This is a genomic window from Curtobacterium sp. MCLR17_059, from assembly GCF_003234665.1.
In the GTDB taxonomy this organism is placed as follows: domain Bacteria; phylum Actinomycetota; class Actinomycetes; order Actinomycetales; family Microbacteriaceae; genus Curtobacterium; species Curtobacterium flaccumfaciens.
This window is the reverse complement of record NZ_QKSU01000002.1, coordinates 135,042-154,270: the sequence shown is the minus strand read 5'-3', so window position 1 is coordinate 154,270 and position 19,229 is coordinate 135,042. Positions and strand designations below refer to the sequence as shown.

The 19,229-nt window shown below is 71.6% G+C and carries 18 protein-coding genes; 12 read left to right on the top strand and 6 right to left on the bottom strand.

Annotation, left to right across the window (positions count from 1 at the left end; translation table 11 throughout):
* Positions 1 to 16 precede the first annotated feature (16 nt).
* From DEJ12_RS04525 to DEJ12_RS04500, 6 genes are all read left to right on the top strand, one after another.
* The gene (locus DEJ12_RS04525; RefSeq protein ID WP_111029200.1) at positions 17 to 1,108 is read left to right on the top strand and encodes an acyltransferase family protein; all 1,092 of its coding nucleotides are present in this window, start codon (positions 17 to 19) and stop codon (positions 1,106 to 1,108) included.
* Positions 1,109 to 1,512: 404 nt separating this feature from the next.
* The gene (locus DEJ12_RS04520) at positions 1,513 to 2,844 is read left to right on the top strand and encodes a bifunctional o-acetylhomoserine/o-acetylserine sulfhydrylase (protein WP_111029199.1); all 1,332 of its coding nucleotides are present in this window, start codon (positions 1,513 to 1,515) and stop codon (positions 2,842 to 2,844) included.
* A gap of 286 nt (positions 2,845 to 3,130) precedes the next feature.
* A complete protein-coding gene (locus DEJ12_RS04515) occupies positions 3,131 to 4,333 on the top strand; it encodes a homoserine O-acetyltransferase (RefSeq protein WP_111029198.1) in 1,203 nt (400 codons plus the stop codon).
* A 133-nt stretch (positions 4,334 to 4,466) separates the two neighbouring features.
* Positions 4,467 to 5,624 carry an ATP-binding protein gene (locus tag DEJ12_RS04510; protein WP_111029197.1) on the top strand — a complete coding sequence of 386 codons (1,158 nt, stop codon included), beginning with the start codon at positions 4,467 to 4,469 and terminating at the stop codon, positions 5,622 to 5,624.
* Positions 5,621 to 6,943: a hypothetical protein gene (locus DEJ12_RS04505; RefSeq protein ID WP_111029196.1), complete on the top strand. Its 1,323-nt coding sequence runs from the start codon at positions 5,621 to 5,623 to the stop codon at positions 6,941 to 6,943. The genes DEJ12_RS04510 and DEJ12_RS04505 overlap by 4 nt, the downstream gene beginning before the upstream one ends.
* 87 nt (positions 6,944 to 7,030) lie before the next feature.
* On the top strand, positions 7,031 to 7,702 hold the full coding sequence (locus DEJ12_RS04500) for a response regulator transcription factor (RefSeq protein ID WP_017888182.1): 672 nt from the start codon (positions 7,031 to 7,033) through the stop codon (positions 7,700 to 7,702).
* 169 nt (positions 7,703 to 7,871) lie between these two features.
* On the opposite strand, the gene DEJ12_RS04495 is transcribed toward DEJ12_RS04500, so the two are convergent.
* Both DEJ12_RS04495 and DEJ12_RS04490 read right to left on the bottom strand, forming a co-directional pair.
* Positions 7,872 to 9,137 (bottom strand): MFS transporter, encoded by a 1,266-nt coding sequence (locus tag DEJ12_RS04495; RefSeq protein ID WP_111029195.1) that lies wholly within the window; start codon positions 9,135 to 9,137, stop codon positions 7,872 to 7,874.
* A gap of 124 nt (positions 9,138 to 9,261) precedes the next feature.
* Positions 9,262 to 9,441, bottom strand: coding sequence for a hypothetical protein (locus DEJ12_RS04490; RefSeq protein WP_071404570.1), 180 nt, complete (start codon positions 9,439 to 9,441; stop codon positions 9,262 to 9,264).
* A gap of 127 nt (positions 9,442 to 9,568) precedes the next feature.
* Between DEJ12_RS04490 and DEJ12_RS04485 the strand changes: the two genes are divergently transcribed.
* Positions 9,569 to 9,757 (top strand): hypothetical protein, encoded by a 189-nt coding sequence (locus tag DEJ12_RS04485; protein ID WP_146245116.1) that lies wholly within the window; start codon positions 9,569 to 9,571, stop codon positions 9,755 to 9,757.
* A gap of 3 nt (positions 9,758 to 9,760) precedes the next feature.
* Here DEJ12_RS04485 and DEJ12_RS04480 read toward each other — a convergent pair whose 3' ends face one another.
* Both DEJ12_RS04480 and DEJ12_RS04475 read right to left on the bottom strand, forming a co-directional pair.
* Complete coding sequence (locus DEJ12_RS04480; RefSeq protein WP_111029193.1) at positions 9,761 to 10,069, bottom strand: thiamine-binding protein; 309 nt, start codon at positions 10,067 to 10,069, stop codon at positions 9,761 to 9,763.
* Entirely contained in the window at positions 10,066 to 11,379 is a 1,314-nt protein-coding gene (locus DEJ12_RS04475; RefSeq protein WP_111029192.1) for a glycosyltransferase 87 family protein, read from the bottom strand. Before DEJ12_RS04475 ends, DEJ12_RS04480 begins: the two co-directional genes overlap by 4 nt.
* Positions 11,380 to 11,462: 83 nt before the next feature.
* On the opposite strand from DEJ12_RS04475, the gene DEJ12_RS04470 reads away from it, so the two are divergent.
* Complete coding sequence (locus tag DEJ12_RS04470) at positions 11,463 to 12,173, top strand: YceI family protein (RefSeq protein ID WP_111029191.1); 711 nt, start codon at positions 11,463 to 11,465, stop codon at positions 12,171 to 12,173.
* A gap of 264 nt (positions 12,174 to 12,437) precedes the next feature.
* Here DEJ12_RS04470 and DEJ12_RS04465 read toward each other — a convergent pair whose 3' ends face one another.
* Positions 12,438 to 13,298, bottom strand: a complete 861-nt coding sequence (locus DEJ12_RS04465) for an ADP/ATP-dependent (S)-NAD(P)H-hydrate dehydratase (RefSeq protein ID WP_111029190.1) — start codon at positions 13,296 to 13,298, stop codon at positions 12,438 to 12,440.
* Between the two features lie 24 nt (positions 13,299 to 13,322).
* Here DEJ12_RS04465 and DEJ12_RS04460 point away from each other — a divergent pair, with 24 nt between their 5' ends.
* The 4 genes from DEJ12_RS04460 (at position 13,323) to DEJ12_RS04445 (ending at position 17,639) form a co-directional block, all read left to right on the top strand.
* On the top strand, positions 13,323 to 13,955 hold the full coding sequence (locus DEJ12_RS04460) for an HAD family phosphatase (protein ID WP_111089869.1): 633 nt from the start codon (positions 13,323 to 13,325) through the stop codon (positions 13,953 to 13,955).
* Between the two features lie 9 nt (positions 13,956 to 13,964).
* On the top strand, positions 13,965 to 15,047 hold the full coding sequence (locus DEJ12_RS04455; RefSeq protein WP_027465830.1) for an NADH:flavin oxidoreductase/NADH oxidase: 1,083 nt from the start codon (positions 13,965 to 13,967) through the stop codon (positions 15,045 to 15,047).
* A 157-nt stretch (positions 15,048 to 15,204) separates the two neighbouring features.
* On the top strand, positions 15,205 to 16,605 hold the full coding sequence (locus DEJ12_RS04450) for a hemolysin family protein (protein WP_071404734.1): 1,401 nt from the start codon (positions 15,205 to 15,207) through the stop codon (positions 16,603 to 16,605).
* The gene (locus DEJ12_RS04445) at positions 16,602 to 17,639 is read left to right on the top strand and encodes a hemolysin family protein (protein WP_027465832.1); all 1,038 of its coding nucleotides are present in this window, start codon (positions 16,602 to 16,604) and stop codon (positions 17,637 to 17,639) included. The genes DEJ12_RS04450 and DEJ12_RS04445 overlap by 4 nt, the downstream gene beginning before the upstream one ends.
* Before the next feature lie 97 nt (positions 17,640 to 17,736).
* Here DEJ12_RS04445 and DEJ12_RS04440 read toward each other — a convergent pair whose 3' ends face one another.
* Positions 17,737 to 19,176 carry a GuaB1 family IMP dehydrogenase-related protein gene (locus DEJ12_RS04440; RefSeq protein ID WP_111029188.1) on the bottom strand — a complete coding sequence of 480 codons (1,440 nt, stop codon included), beginning with the start codon at positions 19,174 to 19,176 and terminating at the stop codon, positions 17,737 to 17,739.
* Positions 19,177 to 19,229: the final 53 nt, after the last annotated feature.

Sequence of the window (19,229 nt, the reverse complement as noted above, 5' to 3'; positions counted from 1 at the left end):
GGTAACGTGACCGGCGATGACGACGGATGCCGCCCCTCCCGCCCCCTCGGCCCCGGCGACGCAGCTCGAGCCCGGTCGAGCCCCGCGCCGGATCCCGATGTGGGACACCGCGCGGTTCGTCGCGGTCACGCTCGTGGTCATCGGCCACGCGATCCAGCGGCAGACGCCGGCGAGCGAGCACGCCCTGGCGCTCTACACGTTCATCTACGCGTTCCACATGCCGGCGTTCGGTGTGATCAGCGGCTACTTCTCGTCGGCCGACACCCCGACGGCGAGGCGGATGCGCCGGACGATCACGGACATCGTCGTGCCGTACATCATCATGCAGACGATCTGGACCGTGGTGCAGGGCATCGTCGAGGGCGGCAAGGACTTCAACCCGACGAAGCCGACGTGGACCCTGTGGTTCCTGCTGGCCCTGGGCATCTTCAAGCTGATCCTGCCGTACCTGGCGCAGCTGCGGTGGCCGCTGTTCTGGGCGGTCGTGTTCAGCATCGGCGTCGGCTACTTCGACAACGTCGACTCGACGCTCTCGCTGTCCCGCGCGATCAGCCTGCTGCCGTTCTTCCTGCTCGGGTGGCAGGTCAAGCAGTGGGGCGTCTTCGACCGCTGGTACGAGGCGTCCCGTCGCGCGGTCATCCGGGTGCGGATCGCCGCCGTCGTGGTGTTCGCGGCGTGGGCGGTGTCGTGCGCGGTCTGGATCCCGCAGTTCAAGGAGTTCGACCTGCACCACTGGTTCTTCTACGACGACTCCTACTCGGGGCTCGGCGAGGACGCCTGGTGGGCGGGTGCGGTGCGCTTCGGCCTGATGCTGCTCGCGACCCTGCTGACGGCGTCGTTCCTGGTGCTCATCCCCCGTCGGAACATCTGGATCACCCGGTTCGGCGCGGCGACGATGTACGTCTACCTGCTCCACACGTTCGTGCTCTACCCGATCCGGGAGTCCGGCGTCCTGGCCGGCGAGCACTCGGCATGGCCGTTCGTGCTCCTCATGGTCGTCATCGCGTGCGCCGTCAGCCTCTTCCTGGCGCAGCCCTTCGTGCGGCGCGGGATGCGGTGGCTGCTCGAGCCGAAGGTCGACTGGCTGTTCCGCCGCGACGCGGCGTAGCGGTGCCACCTCGCACCGTGCGCGTTCCTCCGGCCGGTGCGAGCTTGCCCGTTCCGTGCGGCGCGGCAGCGCCGCACCGAACCACCGACCTCGCACCGTCCGACGGAACCTCGCACCGTGCGCGTTCCTCCGGCCGGTGCGGGCTTGCCCGTTCGGTGCGGCGCGGCAGTGCCGCACCGAACCACCGACCTCGCACCGTCCGACGGTGACAGCACGGTGCGGACGGACGGACGGCCGGGCGGGAGGCGCGGGGCGGGACCGGCGCGCGCGTTACGTCCCGAGGCGGGTGCGGTGGTGCGGGCCCGGCCACCTGCGTACCGTGACACCGACGCACAGCCGCGCCGCGCCTCCAGGCCGAGCGCAGGGCGACCCGACGACCAGCCGCACCGGACAGGAGCACCAAGATGACCGAGCACGACGCCGCGCAGTGGCAGTTCGAGACCACCCAGGTCCACGCCGGCGCACAGCCGGACCCGACCACCGGGGCTCGAGCGACGCCGATCTACAAGACGACCTCGTACGTCTTCGCGAACTCGGACGAAGCGCGCGACCTGTTCGCGCTCGCCAAGCCGGGCAACATCTACTCCCGGATCATGAACCCGACGAACGACGTCGTCGAGCAGCGGATCGCCGCGCTCGAGGGCGGGTCCGGGGCCCTGCTCGTCGCGTCCGGCCAGGCTGCCGAGACCTACGCGGTGCTGAACATCGCCGGGGCGGGTGACCACATCGTGTCGTCGTCGTCGATCTACGGCGGCACGTACAACCTGTTCAAGTACACGCTGGCGAAGCTCGGCATCGAGACGACGTTCGTCGAGGACCAGGACGACCTCGAGGAGTGGCGCCGCGCGGTCCGACCGAACACGAAGCTGTTCTTCGCCGAGACCATCGGCAACCCGAAGATCAACGTCCTCGACATCACGGGCGTCAGCGACGTCGCCCACGAGTCCGGCGTCCCGCTGATCGTCGACAACACGATCGCGACGCCGTACCTGATCCGTCCGTTCGAGCACGGTGCCGACATCGTGGTGCACTCGGCCACGAAGTTCCTCGGTGGCCACGGCACGGTCATCGGCGGGATCATCGTCGACGGCGGGAAGTTCGCCTGGTCGGAGCACGCCGACCGGTTCCCGGAGTTCAACACGCCCGACCCGTCGTACCACGGTGCGGTCTTCGCCGAGGCGGTCGGCAACGAGCTCGCCTACATCGTGAAGGCCCGGGTGCAGCTGCTGCGTGACCTCGGTGCGTCGAACTCGGCGGACACGGCGTTCGCGCTGCTGCAGGGCATCGAGACCCTGTCGCTCCGCATCGAGCGGCACGTGTCGAACGCGCAGGAGATCGCGGAGTGGCTCGACCAGCACCCCGACGTCGCCACCGTCGCCTACGCCGGGCTGCCGACGTCGCCCTGGTACGCGGCCGCGAACCGGTACGCGCCGAAGGGCGTCGGTGCCGTGCTGTCGTTCGAGCTCAAGGGCGGGGTGACCGCGGGCAAGGCGTTCGTCGACAACCTGCAGCTGTTCTCGCACCTGGCCAACATCGGCGACGTCCGCTCGCTCGTCATCCACCCGGCGTCGACCACGCACTCGCAGCTGACCCCCGAGCAGCAGCTGACGACCGGGGTCACGCCCGGCCTGGTGCGGCTGTCGGTCGGCATCGAGAACATCGCCGACCTGAAGGCCGACCTCGAGGCCGGGCTCGCCGCGGCCCGGGCGATCGCGCAGGAGAGCCAGCGCGCGTAGGTCCCGCGCGGCCTGCCTGCCTGCCTGGCTGGCTGGCTGGCTGGCTGGCTGCCGATGCGCGTGCATGTTGCGACGTCCCACGTGTCGATCGACGCGTGGGACGTCGCTCGTTGCACACGCATCCGGTACGTGCGCGTGGTGCGACGATCCACGAGTCGAACGACGCGCACGATGTGGGAACATGCGCGCGCACGGAACGGCGAGCACGGCCCGAAGGCCGGCCACGCGCCGGGCGTGACGTAACACGGCGGCGGCGACCCGCGCCTCCCGGCAGACTGGACGCACGATGGACTGGCAGACGACCCCCGAGGACTCCGTGCCGTCCACCCTGGTGCCCGGCACCGAACTCGGCACCCTCGGCAAGCCGCCCGTGACCGGTGCCTGGCGTCCCGGTGACCACCCGGGTGCACGCCACTTCGAGTCCCTCGGCGAGCAGTGGGTGCGCGGCGGCCGCCTGCCGTCCGTGCGCGTGGCGTACGAGACGTGGGGCACGCTCAACCCCGCCCGCGACAACGCGGTGCTCGTCCTGCACGCACTGACCGGGGACTCGCACGTCACGGGTGCCGCCGGCCCGGGCCACCGCACCGCCGGCTGGTGGGGTGACGTCGTCGGCCCCGGCCGGGCGATCGACACCGACCGGTGGTTCGTCATCGCGCCGAACATGCTCGGCGGCTGCCAGGGCACCACCGGGCCGTCGTCGGTGTCGCCGTCGGGCGCGGAGTGGGGCTCGCGGTTCCCGTTCGTGACGGTGCGCGACCAGGTCGAGGTGCAGGCGCAGCTCGCCGACCGACTCGGCATCGAGACCTTCGCGGCCGTCGTCGGCGGGTCGATGGGCGGCATGCACGCCCTCGAGTTCGCGGTCTCGCACCCGGCGCGTGTGCAGCGGCTGGCGGTCCTCGCGTCGACGGCACAGACCACCGCCGACCAGATCGCGGCGAACTCCCTGCAGCGAGCGGCGATCCAGATGGACCCGGCGTTCGCGGGCGGCGACTACTACGAGGCCGACGTCGGCGAGGGCCCGCACCGCGGACTCTCGCTGGCCCGGCGGATGGCGCTCATGACCTACCGGGCGTCGGACGAGCTGAACAGCCGCTTTGCGCGGTCCTGGCAGAGCGACGTCTCCCCGCTCGGCGACGACGGCCGGTTCTCGGTGGAGAGCTACCTCGACTTCCACGGCAACAAGTTCACCCGGCGGTTCGACGCCTCGAGCTACGTCACGCTGACGTACGCGATGGACTCGCACGACGTCGGCGCCGGGCGCGGCGGGGTGCCGGCGGCACTCGGGCTCGTGACCGCGCGGACCCTGGTCGTGGGGATCTCGAGCGACCGGCTGTTCCCCGTCGAGGACCAGCACCGGATCGCCGCGGGCGTGCCCGATGCACTCGACGGGAACACCGCGGCGGTGATCGAGAGCGAGTTCGGACACGACGGGTTCCTCATCGAGCACGAGCAGGTCGGGGCGCACCTGCGGCGGTTGCTCGACTCCTGAACGGGCCCGCCTGCCACCACGGCGCGCCGAAGACCCCCCAACGGGTGGCGCGCGTGGAATGATGGCGTGGAGCTCGGCACTGACCGACGCTCGGTTTCCCGCACCACCCAGATCGTCACCAACCAGGACATCGATGGACTTCATCGCACAGGAACGCGACCGCTTGCTGCGGTCGGCGACCCGTGTCGTGGGCATCGTCTGCGCGCTGGTCAGCGTCGTGGGCATCCTCTCCGCCGCCGCCGTGCCCACGCCGCCCCTCATCGGCGCACTCCTCTGCATCGCCGCGATGATCACCGCGCTCGTGTGCTTCGCTCGCGGCGGCGAAGTGTGGTGGACCGCCGCCATCGTCGTCGCCGGGCTCGCCACGATGGTGCTGCTCTTCACCGGAGTCCCCGACTCGGCGCGGCCCCTCGTCGCCAGCGCCGTCATGCCCCTGGCCGCCGGCGGGCTCTCGGCACCGCTGATGGCCCAGCGCGGGCACCCGGTCGGTCTCGGCATCACCATCGCCGGCGGCGGCGCCGTGGTGGTGCTCATGGTCTGGGGATCGGGCTCGCTCCTGTCGACCCCGGTCAGCGGCGCACTGCTCGGGTGGATCCTGATGGCCGTCGTGGCGATCTGGATCTCGCGCAGCATCCCCCGCGTCGCCCGCCGCATCTACAGCATCGGCACCGCCCACCGCGCCGAACGGCAGGCCAGCGAGACCGAGGCGCAGCGCCGCCAGGGTGCCCGGCTGCTGCACGACACCGTGCTCGCGACCCTGACGCTGCTGGCGCACTCCGGCGTCGGCGTCTCCGAGCAGGCGATGCGCGAGCAGGCCGCCGAGGACGCCCGACTGCTGCGGCACCTGCGCCTCGGTGCGACCCCCCAGCCCTCGCAGTCCGGTGACTACTCGCTCACCCGCGAAGAGGAATCGCCCCTCGGGCAGACCCTCGAGTCGGTCAAGCAGCGCTTCGGCCGGATGGGGCTCGAGGTCAGCTGGCACGGCACCGGGCAGGTCCTGCTGCCGTCGAACGTGCTCGACGCGTTCCTGCTCGCGCTCGGCGAGTGCCTCGAGAACGTCCGTCGGCACGCCGGCGTCGGCGAGGCCCACGTCACGATCGTCCACGACAACGAGGTCGTCCGTGCGATGGTCACCGACTCCGGCGTCGGCTTCGACCTCACCACCGTCAGCGCCGAACGACTCGGCTTCAAGGAGAGCGTCGTGAACCGCCTGCGCGAGGTCGGCGGCGACGCCAAGCTCTTCTCCGCGCCGGGCTCCGGCACCACCGTCGTCCTGGAGGCACCGCGATGACCCGGGTCCCCGAGGACACCATCGGCCGCAGCCTGCCCGGCGAGACCGCTCCGCCTGCACCTCGCACCCGCCGCGAGGCGCGCGAGCGGTACCGGACGAGCGAGCGCCGGCAGGCCAGAGGGCTCCCGTCGACGTCCACCGGTGCCCGGTCCCTGCGGCAGGCCGCCAAGCCCGGCGCCTCGCTCGGTGCCGGCTACCTCGGCCTCGGCGCCGCGGTCCTCACCGCGATCGAGGCCGTCGCCGGCATCGCGTTCTTCCTGGTGCGCTGGAACGAGTACTCCGACCCGTGGTTGCCCGCGGTCGCCTGGGGGCTCTACGTCGTCGCCGCCGTCGGGGTCGGACTCAGCGTCCTCACCTACGGCGAACGGCTGACGGGTCCGGCCTTCGCGTTGATCTGCGTCGTGCTGGCCTGCGTGGTCACCCTCGACTTCATCGGCATCTGGCCCGAGCACGACATCGCCCACACCGCGACCGCGTCGATGGCCGCCGGGTTCGCCCTGCTGCCGATCGCCACGCTCCGCCCCGCCCGCGAGGTCGCCGTCGCCATCGGTGCGCTCGGCATCGCGTTCATCGTGATGGCCGTCGCGTCGACGCCGATCACGCACGACACCATGCCCGGCATCGTGTCCCTGCTGTCGCTCGTCGTCGTGCCGCCGTCGCTCGCGCTGTACGTCGTGCAGCGGTTCCGCCAGCTCGTGCAGCGCGAACTCGACCGGGTGCTCGTGCAGAGCAACGTGCAGGCGCCGCAGTTCGCCGTCGGCATGCTCGCCTCGGACGAGCTCGCCCGGCTCGACCTGGCCGCCGAGAAGCTGCTCGACGCCGTCGCCAACGGCTCCGACCCGCTGCCGCTGTCCGACGCCTCGAGCTCCGTCGCCGCGTCGCTCGCCACCGAGCTCCGCCTGCACCTGATCGAGGGCCGCCGCGAGACCTGGCTGTACCACGCGATCACCGAGTCCGACCACCTCGGTCGCTCGGTGAGCGTCGCCGACCCGACCGCCCTGGCAGGGCACCTCTCCCCCACCCAGCGCGACGGGCTGCTGCAGGCGATCTGGCAGATGGTCGGCGACGGCCGCACCGCGCAGCCCGGCATGCCCGTCGTCTCCGTCACCCTCGGCCCCATCGGTTCCGACGGTCACCCGGTCAGCGACGACACCATGGACGTGCCCGTCGTCATCGAGTCCCGCGGGGTGCCCCGCCGCAGCCTCGGCCCGACGGCCTGGAGCGCCCTGCAGCGCATCGGCCCGTACACCGAGACCGTCCGCGACGGCGCGCTGCACATCGTCGCGCACTGCGTCGTGAACCGACATCCGTCGATGTAGCTGCCGGACACCCGCACGCCTGACCGACTTCCGGCCCGCATCCTCCTAGGATCGGCCGAGCAATCCGCACCGAGAAAGGACGCCAGCATGGCGACTCCAGAGGAACCGATCCGACTCGCACTGGTCGACGACCACAGGATGCTCCTCGGCGCGCTCACGGAGTGGATCCGGAACGCGGCCGACGACATCACCCTGGTGGCCGCCGTCACGACCTGGCCCGAGCTCCTGACGAGCCCGGCGTTCCCGGTCGACGTGGTGCTGCTGGACCTGGACCTCAAGGACTCCATCCCGGTGTCGCTGAAGATCTCGACGCTCAAGACCGCGGGCGTTAAGACCGTCGTGATGAGCACGTACTCGGAGCCGAACGTCGTGCGCGAGGCCCTCGGCGCCGGTGCCCTCGGGTACCTCGTCAAGAGCGAGGACGCCGACATGATCGTCGAGGCGATCCGCTCCGCCCAGCGCGGCGAGCAGTACGTCTCGGCCGAGCTCGACCTCGCCATCAACAGCGGTGACGTCGGCGGTGTCCCGAAGCTCAGCGCCCAGGAGCGTCGCGTGATGGCCCTGTACGGCGGTGGCGAGCCCGTCAAGAGCGTCGCCTACCAGCTCGGCATCTCCGAGGAGACCGCGAAGAGCTACCTCAAGCGCATCCGCGAGAAGTACCGCGTCGCCGGCTTCGACGTGGGCACGAAGGTCGCGCTGCGGAAGCGTGCGATCACCGACGGCATCATCGTGCAGGACGGCAGCCCCCTGGGGCTGTAGCGCGCGCTGCGTCGCGCATCGAGTGAGCAGAAGACGTCGGGTCCCGTCACGGAACCCGACGTCTTCTGCTCACTCGGGGCGGTCTTCCGCGCCACGTGACGGACGGGAGGCCCGGGGCGGCGTCGCCACGGACCTCCCGTCCGGTGGGTGCGTGCGCGCACCCCGCGTGTCAGGCCGTCGGGACCGGTGCGGTGATCGGGCCGGTGGACGGTGACGAGGAGCGGACCGCGGCGCGACGGGTACTCCGCCGCTCGACCGCGTAGCTGACCATCGTCACCAGGACGCCGAGCAGCGCCAGGCCGATGCCGAGCCAGCCCGGTGCGAGGAACCCGAAGCCGGCGGCGATGACGGCGCCACCAAGGGCCGCACCGATCGAGTTGCCGATGTTGAACGCCGAGTGGTTCAGCGCCGCCGCGATCGTGCGGGCATCCCCGGCGACGTCCATCAGGCGCGACTGCACCGCCGGCGGGATCGCCGACGAGGTTGCACCGAGCAGGAACGCGCCGAGCAGCATGCCCCAGAGCCACTGTGCGGTCAGGACGGTGACGAGCAGGGCTCCGATGAGCGAGAACATGCCGACGTAGATCGTGCGCTTCACGCTGTGGTCGGCCAGGTGTCCGCCGAGCACCCCGCCGACGACCATGCCGATGCCCACGACGACGAGCACGATCGGCACGAACGACTCGGGCATGCCGGTGACGTTCTGCACGAGCGGCGAGATGTACGAGTAGACCGCGAAGAACCCGCCGAACCCGACGGCGCCGAGGCCCATCACGATCCACACCTGCGGCACGCGGAACGCCCGGAGCTCACGGCCGATCGTGGCGTGCTCGTCGCGGGCGCTCTTCGGCACGAAGGCCGCGACGGCCAGGAACGTCAGGGCGAACAGCGCGGCGACGACGCCGTACGCCACCCGCCACCCGGCCACCTGTCCGACCCACGTGATCGCCGGGACGCCGACGACGTTCGCGACCGACAGGCCGAGCAGCACCATGGCGATGCCCTTGCCGCGCTTGCCCGGGCCCATCATGTCGCCGGCGACGATCGACGCGATGCCGAAGTAGGCGCCGTGCGGCAGACCCGCGACGAAGCGGGCGACGAGCACCAGACCGAACGAGGGCAGCAGCGCGCTCGCGATCGTCGCGACGACGAACCCGACGAGCAGCACGAGGATCAGGCCCTTGCGCGGGAACCGGGCGGACATCGCCGCGATGGTCGGCGCACCGACGACGACCCCGAGGGCGTAGGCACTGACGAGCCAGCCGGCGTGGGCGATCCCGGCGTCGGGGTCGATGCCGTACTGCTCGGGGAGCAGGGCCTGCGCGATGTTCGGCAGCAGCCCCATCGCGACGAACTCGGTCGAGCCGATGGCGAACCCGCCGAGGGCGAGCGAGATGAGCGCGAGGGTGCGACGCGCAGGCGTGAGCGGTGACATGGGGCCTGTTCTCGTGCGGGCGGAGCGGGACGACGGTGCAGCACCCCACCGGACGGGGCGGCCGTGATGTCCTGGTCCATCGAGTGTAGACCGCTCCAACGGACCAGCGAAAGCCCGCGGGAGCTCAGGCCGCCTGGCGCTCCGGGGTGCGGGTCCGTGCGGGGGCCTGCTCGGGCAGCTCGTCGCGGTGCACCCATCCGGTGCCGCACTCCGCGCAGGTCGCCCAGGCGTTCTCGCCCTGTTCGTCCGTGTCGATGACGACCGTTCGCAGGTCGCAGTCGGGGCACCAGCCGTCGTGCATCATCACGCGCTCCTCATCGTCGTCTCGGGGCCACCGGAAGTGGCTCAATGCAGACCATGAGACACCCGGCCACCGACATCCGAGGGACCGCTCCGGCGTGTCGGGCGACGCTGCGGTGCAGGATGACGACGTGCCCACCGTCACGACCGTCCTGGCCTCCTGCGCCGCCGGCGCGCCCGCGAACTGCGAGGACGCGACCGACCCGATCGGGATCGTCATCGTCGTGGTGTTCGCGGTCGCCGGCCTCGTCATGCTGACGGTCGCCGCGGTCCTCGGCACCGACCCCCGTCGCCGCAGGCGTCCGCGTCGGCGCCGCTGACCGCTACTCGCCGAGCGCGGCCTCGAGCCGTTCGAGCTTGCCGTCGATCTCGCCGGTGTGCCCGGGTCGGATGTCGGCCTTGAGCACGAGTGACACCCGCGTGCCGTACGCACCGACGGCCTCGGTGGCGCGCTTGACGACGTCCATGACCTCGTCCCACTCCCCCTCGATCTCGGTGAACATCGACGAGGTGCGGTTCGGCAGCCCGCTCTGGCGCACCACGCGGACAGCGGCCGCGACGGCGTCGTGCACGGACCCGTCGGACGTTGCAGCGGGACCACCGGACGGAGCGACGGAGAAGGCGACGATCATGCGTCCATCCTGCCCGGCTCGGGCTGGTCGCGCACGGACGGCGACGAGCGCGCCGACACCCGTCCGGACCCCGCAGCCCGCCCCATCCGCACCAGCACGACGACGCTCCACACCAGGATCGCCACCTCGAGCACGTTCCGGACCGTGAGCACCACGAGGATCCACGGCTGCACCCCGAGCAACTGGTCGTAGTAGCCCGGGTAGATGACCTGCGTGAGCAGGGCCATCGGCAGCGCGGTCACGGCGATCGGCACGAACCGGCGCGCACTGGGGGTGCCGGCGGCGAGCCCCCACACGATCGGCACCACGAACCAGCCGATGTACTGCGGCGACCCCACCTTGTTCGTCGCGATGAGCGCCGCGACGAACAGCAGCGCCAGGACCGGCGCGAGCTCGGCCCGACGGGCACCGCGGCGCGCGGCCCAGAGCGCGAGCACGACCCCGGCCACCACGACGACGGCCATCAGCGGCGTCGACACCGCGGCGGCGGCGGACGTGCCGGCACCGGACACCTCGAAGGTCAGGATCTCCTGGTCGTAGAACACCGCTGCACCCGGGACGCCGAACGCTGCGGCCCACATGAAGGGCGTCGCGAGCGGTGACTCGATCTGCAGCCCACGGCCGGTCTGCTCACCGACGAAGGACAGCAGGTACGGCGCACCGCCCCACAGCACGTCGACGAGCACGATCAGGGCGCTCAGCACCAGGGCCCCGGCGAGCACACCCCGGCGGTGTCCGCGACGCAGGAGCAGCAGCACCGCGACGAGCGCCGCGGGCCACACCTTCGTCCAGGCACCGGCGGTGAAGAGCGCGGACGCGACGGCCGGCCTCGAGGCCACGAACGCCACGCCCACCAGCGCGAACACCGTCGCGACGGTGTCGATCCGACCGAGCGCGATCGGCCCGAGCGCGAGCAGGAACAGCAGCCACCACCAGACGACCCGCACGCCGTGCACGCCGAAGCGGTCCGACGACCCCACGCGCGCCCGGAACCGCCACAGGAACGCGCACGCCACGGCGTCGAGCAGCACCATCAGCAGCAGCCAGCCGGTGCCGATCGATGCGACTCCCCCGAGGGCCGCGGCCGCCATCGGCACGATCGCCAGGATCGGGTACACCCACGCGCCGTCGACGCCGACCCAGAAGTCCGCGGTCCGCCCGGTCTCGATCCAGCGGCTGTAGGTGATGGTCACGTCACCGAGCGGCAGGTTCGCCGACACGAGGGTCAGCCACCACAGGAACCCGTGCACGGCGACGAACGCCAGGACGAAGCCGGCGAGTTCGAGCCACCGGGTCGAGGTCCTCTGCACCGGACGAGCGTAGCGGCCGGAGCGGGGGCGATCGCTGCCACGGACTCAGGGTCTCCCGAGCATGACGTGTCACCGTTCTGCTCGTGACCTCCGACACCCCGCGCAAGCGCCGCAAGGCCGTCATCTGGATCTCCGTCATCGCCGCCGTCGTCGTCCTCGGCGTCGTGGGCGCGGTGGTCTTCACGAACGTCTACACGAGCAACGAGAACGCGAAGGCCTCGGCCGCGCCGTCCGTCGCCGCCACCCGCGAGGCCTCCACCCTCGACGATACGGACCTGTCCGGCGAGTGGACGGTCGGCGGCGACTCGGAAGCCGGGTACCGCGTCCACGAGGTCCTGAACGGCTCCGACGTCACCGTCACCGGCCGCACCGACAGCGTCTCCGGCACCGCGACCGTCGACGGCACGAGCATCACCGCCGCGAAGATCACGGTGCAGGTCGCCGACATCACCACCGACTCCGACCAGCGCGACGCCTACTTCCGCGACTCCGCGATGGACGCCGCGGCCTTCCCCGAGGCCACCTTCGAACTCACCGGACCGATCGCCGACGCGGTCCCGAGCGGCTCCGACACGACGACCGTGACGGCTCCGGGGAAGCTCACCCTGCACGGCGTCACGAAGGACGTCACCGCGAAGCTGCAGGTCGGCCTGAACGGCGACGGCGTCGACATCTCCGGTTCGGTCCCGATCACCTTCTCGGACTACGGCGTGCAGGCCCCGAGCCTGGGGTTCGTCAAGGTCGACGACGCGGGTTCCGTCGAGTTCCTGGTGCACGCGACCCCCGCGAGCTGACGTCCACGACGCGCGTCACGCCCGTGACGTGCCCGCCGACGGCCTGGAGGCGCGGTGCCAGCTGGCACCGCGCCTCCCGTCCGTCGGTCGTCGCGTCCTGGAGCCGCACCCGCTGGCTGATGCGTGCGCATGTTGCGACCTTGCACCTGTCGAACCCGTGGTGTCCCGTCGGAACATGCGCACGAATCCATCGCGTGCGCATCCTTCGACAGAACACGCGTCGATCCCCTCGTGGATCGTCGGAAGGTGCACGCGCACCGACCGCTAGCCGCGCGCGTCCCCGTCGACGACCAGGTCCCGCACGACCCCCGGCAGCTCGGCGATGAGCGTCGTCATCGGGAACGGCCCGCCGCCGGAGGCCCGCCGCGCCGCGAGCCCGTGCACCACCGCGGCCGACGCGGCCAGGTGCGCGAGGTCCGACGGGGTGAGCGACGAACCGGTCGCCTCGACGGAGCCCTGCCGCGCGGCGACGAGCGCCCCGAGCACCCCGCCCAGCACGTCCCCGGCACCGGCCGCCGCGAGCCACGGCGTCGCCGAGGACGCCACGAGCCGCACCGACCCGTCCGGGGTGACCACGTGGGTCCGCTCGCCCTTGAGCAGCACGACGCTGCCGGTCTGCTCCGCCGCCCGGAGCGCTGCGGCGGCCGGGTCCTGCTCGATCTCGGCACGATCGACCCCGAGGAACGAAGCGAGCTCACCGGCGTGCGGGGTGAGCACGGCGAGCGGCCCGAGGTCGACGAGCGGGATCGCCCCGGCGTCGACGACGACCGGGACGCCGTCGTCGGAGGCGTGCGAGAAGCCCGCCGCCGTCGTCGCGTCCAGCTCACCGAGCGTCGGCGCCGAGATCCCGGAGCCGACGAGCCAGGCCTGCACGCGTCCGACGCCGGACACGACCTCGGGGCGGCGGGTGAGCACGTGGTCGGTGGCGCGTGACGGTCCGACGTACCGGACCATGCCGACGCCGGTGTGCACGGCGGCGTCGACCCCGAGCACCGCGGCGCCGGGGTACTGGTCGGACCCGGTCGCGACGCCGAGCACCCCGCGGCGGTACTTGGTGGACTCCCCCGTCGGCGCGGTGACCCACACGGCGGCATCGGACGGTCGGACGGGCACGAAGTCGTTCACCGGCCCCACGTTACGGTGGAGCACATGAGCCTGTTCCTGCCTGGTCGCGTGGTGGTCTTCGACTACGGCGAGGTGATCAGCCGGACGCCGCACGCCTCGCGGGACGCACTCGTGGCCGCCACCGGGGTCCCGGCGGACGAGCTGTTCCCGGTGTACCAGGAGCTCCGGCACGACCTGGACCGCGGCGACCTGTCCGTCGTGGCGTACTGGCGTGCCATCGCGGAACGGACCGGACGGAGCTGGAGCATCTCCGAGATCCACCGGTTCTGGGCGATCGACTTCACCGGGTGGTTCGAGGTCGAGCCGGAGACCCTCGAGATCGTCGAGGAGCTGCACGACGCCGGCACCCGTGTCGCCCTGCTCTCGAACGCGGGCTTCGACTTCGGCGACCCGTACCGCCGCTCCCCGATGGGCTCGCTGTTCGAGACCGTCGTGGTGAGCGCCGAGGAGCACGTCCTGAAGCCCGCGGCATCCATCTACCGCGACACCTGTGCACGCTTGGGAATCGACCCGGGTCAGATGGTGTTCGTGGACAACAGGGCCGAGAACGCCACCGGTGCGGAAGCGATCGGGGCGGTCGGCCACCACTACACGTCGCCGGCGTCGCTGCGGTCGTTCCTGACGGAACTGGCCGAGGCGCCGGCACCCGTCCTCTGAGGAGCCCGCGTGACGCACGCCCTGTTCGACCCGATCACCGTCCGTGACCTGACCGTCCGCAACCGCATCTGGGTCTCCCCGATGTGCCAGTACTCGGTGGACCAGCAGGACGGCGTCCCGACGCCGTGGCACCTCGTGCACCTGGGCGGGTTCGCCAAGGGCGGCGCCGGCGCGGTCGTCGTCGAGGCGACGGGCGTCGTGCCCGAGGGACGGATCACCCCGCAGGACCTCGGGCTGTGGAACGACCAGCAGCGCGACGCGTTCAAGCCGATCGTCGACTTCCTGCACGAGCAGGGGGCCGCGGCGGGCATCCAGCTCGCGCACGCCGGGCGCAAGGCGTCGACCTACCGCCCCTGGGACACCACGCACGGCACCGTCCCCGCCGACCAGGGCGGCTGGACCACGGTCGCGCCGTCGGCCGTGGCCTTCGACGGCTACGACGTCCCGCGCGAGCTCGCGGTGGAGGACATCCGCGTCGTCGCCCTCGCCTTCGCGCAGTCCGCCCGCCGCGCGGTCGAGGCCGGGTTCGACCTGGTCGAGATCCACGCGGCTCACGGCTACCTGCTGCACCAGTTTCTCTCGCCGCTCAGCAACCAGCGCACCGACCAGTACGGCGGCTCGCTCGAGAACCGTGCCCGCGCGCTGCTCGAGGTCGTCGACGCCGTGCGCGCCGAGGTCGGCGAGGGCTTCCCGATCGTCGTCCGCTTCTCGGCCACCGACTGGGTCGACGGCGGGCTCACGCTCGACGAGACCACCGTCGTCGCCCGCTGGGCCGCGGAGCACGGTGCCGACCTGGCCGACGTGTCGACCGGCGGCAACGTCGCGAGCGCGCCGATCCCGGTCGGCCCCGGCTACCAGGTGCCGCACGCCGCGGCGATCAAGCGCGACGCCGGCATCCCGACGATCGCCGTGGGCATGATCTCCGAGGCGTTCCAGGCCGAGCAGATCGTCGCGACCGGCCTGGCCGACGTCGTGATGATCGGTCGCGAGATGCTCCGCGACCCGTCGTTCGCGCTCCGTGCCGCCGTCGAACTCCGCGTGCCGGTCGACTACGAGCCGCAGCAGTACCACCGCGCGCGGATCACGGCCTAGGCGCGGGTCCGTTCTGTACGGATTCACGGTCCGGCGACCGCGCAGGCAGTACGATTGGCAGCACTGTGGACGATCCCCCGAATAGTTCTTCGCCTCACTCATCCGCCGCTCACTCGGTGAGCTGCACGTCATCCCTGTGCGCGAACGGGGGTGAATCATGAGTCCGATCGACATCGTCATGCTGATCGGCGGCATCCTGCTGACCCTCGGCACGGGTGTCTTCGTCGCGTCCGAGTTCGCGCTGGTCAACCTCGACCGCGCCGACGTCGAAGCGCGGCGCGACCGCGGTGAAGCCGGCCTCGCGCCGGTCATCGGCGCGCTGAAGGTCACCTCGACGCACCTGTCCAGCGCACAGCTCGGCATCACGCTGACCACGCTGCTGACCGGCTACCTGCTCGAACCCTCGATCGCGAAGCTGCTCGAGGCACCGTTCCTGGCGATGAACCTGCCGGAGGGCATCGTCGAGACCGTCGGCTCGATCGTGGCGCTCGTCATCGCGACCCTGCTGTCGATGATCCTCGGCGAGCTCGTGCCGAAGAACTTCGCGCTCGCGCTGCCCCTGCAGACCGCCAGGCTCGTGGTCCCGCTGCAGATCGCGTTCACGACGGTCTTCAAGCCCGCCGTCGCGCTGCTGAACGGCACCGCGAACGCCGTGCTCCGGTCGCTGGGCATCGAGCCGCAGGAGGAACTCTCCGGTGCCCGCAGCGCCGAGGAACTCACCTCGCTGCTGCGTCGCTCGGCCTCCGAGGGCTCGCTCGAACAGGACACCGCGACGCTCCTCGAGCGCACCATCTCGTTCTCCGAGCTGAGCGCCAGCGACGTGATGACCCCGCGCCCGCGGCTCTCCACCATCCGCGTGTCGGAGTCTGCCGAGGACGTCATCGCCCTCGCCCGCAAGACCGGCTTCAGCCGCTTCCCCGTCATCGAGGAGGACGCGGACGACGTCGTCGGCATCGTGCACGTCAAGCAGGCCGTCGCCGTGCCGCGCGAGAAGCGTCCGGAGGTCCCCGTCGGGGCGCTCATGACCGACGCCGAACGCGTGCCGGAGACCATGCCCGGCGACACCCTGCTCGCCGAGGTCCGCGGCCGCGGCTACCAGATGGTCATCGTCGTCGACGAGTACGGCGGCACCGCCGGGGTCGTCACGCTCGAGGACCTGATCGAGGAGATCGTCGGCGAGGTCTCCGACGAGCACGACCGCGCCCGCATCGACGTGGTCCGCTCCCGCGACTGGCTGACCTTCCCCGGTCTGCTGCGTCCCGACGAGCTCGAGGACCGCGCCGGCGTGAAGGTGCCCGAGGAGGGCCCGTACGAGACCGTCGGCGGGTTCGTCATGTCGACGCTGGGCCGCCTGCCCGTCGTCGGCGACGAGGTGCCACTGGACGGCGGTGTGTTCCGCGTCGAGCGGCTGGACGGCCGTCGGATCGACCGCATCCGCTGGACCCCGACGCGCCCGTCGACCGACACGGCGGCGACCGCGATCATCATCCCGTCCACCAAGAGCACCCCGACCACCACGAAGGCCTCGGCCACCACGACGAAGGGCAGCACCCGATGAGCTCTGACTGGTGGGGCATCTTCTGGCTCGTCGTCCTGTTGATGGGCAACGCGTACTTCGTCGCAGCGGAGTTCGCGGTCATCTCCGCACGCCGTTCGCAGATCGAGCCCCGCGCCGAAGAGGGCTCGAAGGCCGCGCAGATGACGCTGTGGGCGATGGAGCACGCCACCCGCATGCTCGCGACGACCCAGCTCGGCATCACGGTCTGCTCGCTGCTCATCCTGAACGTGTCCGAGCCGGCGATCCACCACCTGCTCGAGGTCCCGCTGCACCTGACCGGCTGGAGCGCCGAGGTGATCGGCACCGTGGCCTTCGTGTTCACGCTGCTGCTCGTGTCGTTCCTGCACGTGGTGTTCGGCGAGATGGTGCCGAAGAACATCTCGTTCTCGATGCCGGACCGCGCCGCACTGCTGCTCGTCCCGACGCTCTGGTACATCGGTCACGGCCTGCACTGGGTCATCGTCGGCCTGAACGAGGTCGCGAACGCCGTGCTGCGGCTGTTCCGCGTCGAGCCCAAGGACGAAGCGGTGAGCGCCTTCACGGTGGAGGAGGTGCAGACCATCGTGGAGCAGTCACGCCGCGAGGGCACCCTGACCGACGACGGCAAGCTCGCCCTGGCGTTCGAGTTCACCGAGAAGAAGGTCCGTGACGTCGCCGTGCCGATGGCCGAACTCGTCACCCTGCCCGACGACGCCACCCCGGCCGACGTCGAGCACGCCGTGGCACAGCGCGGGTTCTCCCGCTACGTGCTCGTCGGCGAGGACGGCTCGCCCACGGGCTACGTGCACGTGAAGGACGTCATCGACCTGCGTCCGGACGAGTTCGACGACCCGGTGCCGCCGAAGCGCATCCGTCAGCTCATCTCGCTCTACACCGAGATGGACCTCGAGGACGCGCTCGCGACCATGCGGGCCGCCGGGCGCCACGTGGCCCGCGCCTTCGACGCGGACGGCCGCACGATCGGCGTGCTGTTCCTCGAGGACATCCTCGAGGAGCTGGTGGGCGAGGTCGAGGACGCGACCCGACGCCGGTAGACGCAGCGGAAGGACGGACGGGAGGCGCGGTGCCAGCTGGCACCGCGCCTCCCGTCCGTCCGTGGTCGCGACCAGGGCGACGCACGCCCCGTCCGCGCTACCAGCTGACGGGCAGGGGCTTGCCCTCCTCGTACCCGGCGGCGGACTGGATGCCGACCAGCGCGCGCTCGGAGAACTCGGCGAGGGACGACGCGCCCGCGTAGGTGGCGGAGCTGCGGACGCCGGTGGTGATCATGTCGAGCAGGTCCTCGACGCTCGGGCGCTCCGGGTCGAGGTAGATCGTCGACGACGAGATCCCCTCGGCGAAGAGCGCCTTGCGGGCCCGCTCGTACGGGTCGAGCCGCTCGAAGCGCTCGCGGACGGCCTTCGCCGAGGCCATGCCCCAGCTCTCCTTGTACGCCTTGCCGGCGGCGTCGCGGCGCAGGACACCGGGGGCCTCGAGCGTGCCGGCGAACCACGAGCCGATCATGACGGCGGACGCCCCGGCTGCCAGCGCGAGGGCGACGTCGCGCGGGTAGCGCACCCCGCCGTCCGCCCAGACGTGCGCACCGAGCGAGCGGGCAGCCGCGGCGGTCTCGAGCACGGCGGAGAACTGCGGGCGACCGACGGCCGTCATCATGCGGGTGGTGCACATGGCGCCCGGTCCGACGCCGACCTTGATGATGTCCGCTCCGGCCCCGACCAGGTGCGTGACGGCGTCGGCGGTGACGACGTTGCCGGCGACGAGCGGGATGCCGAGCTGCAGCGACGCGACCGTGCGGAGTGCGCGGAGCATGCTGTCCTGGTGACCGTGCGCGGTGTCGAGGACCAGGACGTCCACGCCCGCGGCGGCCAGCGCCTTCGCCTTGGCCGCGACGTCGCCGTTGATGCCGAGCGCGGCAGCGACCCGGAGCCGGCCGGAAGCGTCGACGGCGGGCGTGTAGATGTCGGAGCGGATCGCGCTCGTCTGGCTCGTGGTCCCGACGACCCGGCCGTGCCGCATGACCGGCGCGAAGTCGACCTCGGCGGCCGAGAGCACGTCGTACACGTGGCGGGGTGTGCCGGCGTCCTCGGCGTCGATCGCGGTCGAGGCGCCGTGCAGCAGGTCACCGAGGACGGCGTCGGGGCCGGCGGTGCCGAGGCGGGTCGCGGGCACGCAGCCGAGGTACTCGCCGTCGGCGTCGCGGACGACCACACCACGGCCGGCCACCGGCAGGAGCTGCTCGAGGGCCTCGGCGACGGTGGTCTGCGCACCCATGTCGTAGGCGGTGTCGAAGTCGACCGGCTGGTCCTTCACCCAGCGGATCGCGGCGTCGAGGTCCTGCAGGTGCATGTCCTGCGGCAGCACGCCCAGACCACCGCGGCGGGCCAGGGTGGCGGCGAGCCGGGGGCCGGTGACGGAGTTCATGTTGGCGCTGACGATCGGGATCGTGGCACCGCTGCCGTCGTTCGCCGCGAGGTCGACGTCGAAGCGGCTCGTCATGCCGGAACGGCTCGGGACGAGGAAGACGTCGGAGTAGGTCAGGTCGTGCGTCGGCCGCGTCTCGTAGAACCTCATGCGCTCCACTGTACGGCTCCCGTCACGGCCCCGACCGGGTGCTCCGGGGGCTG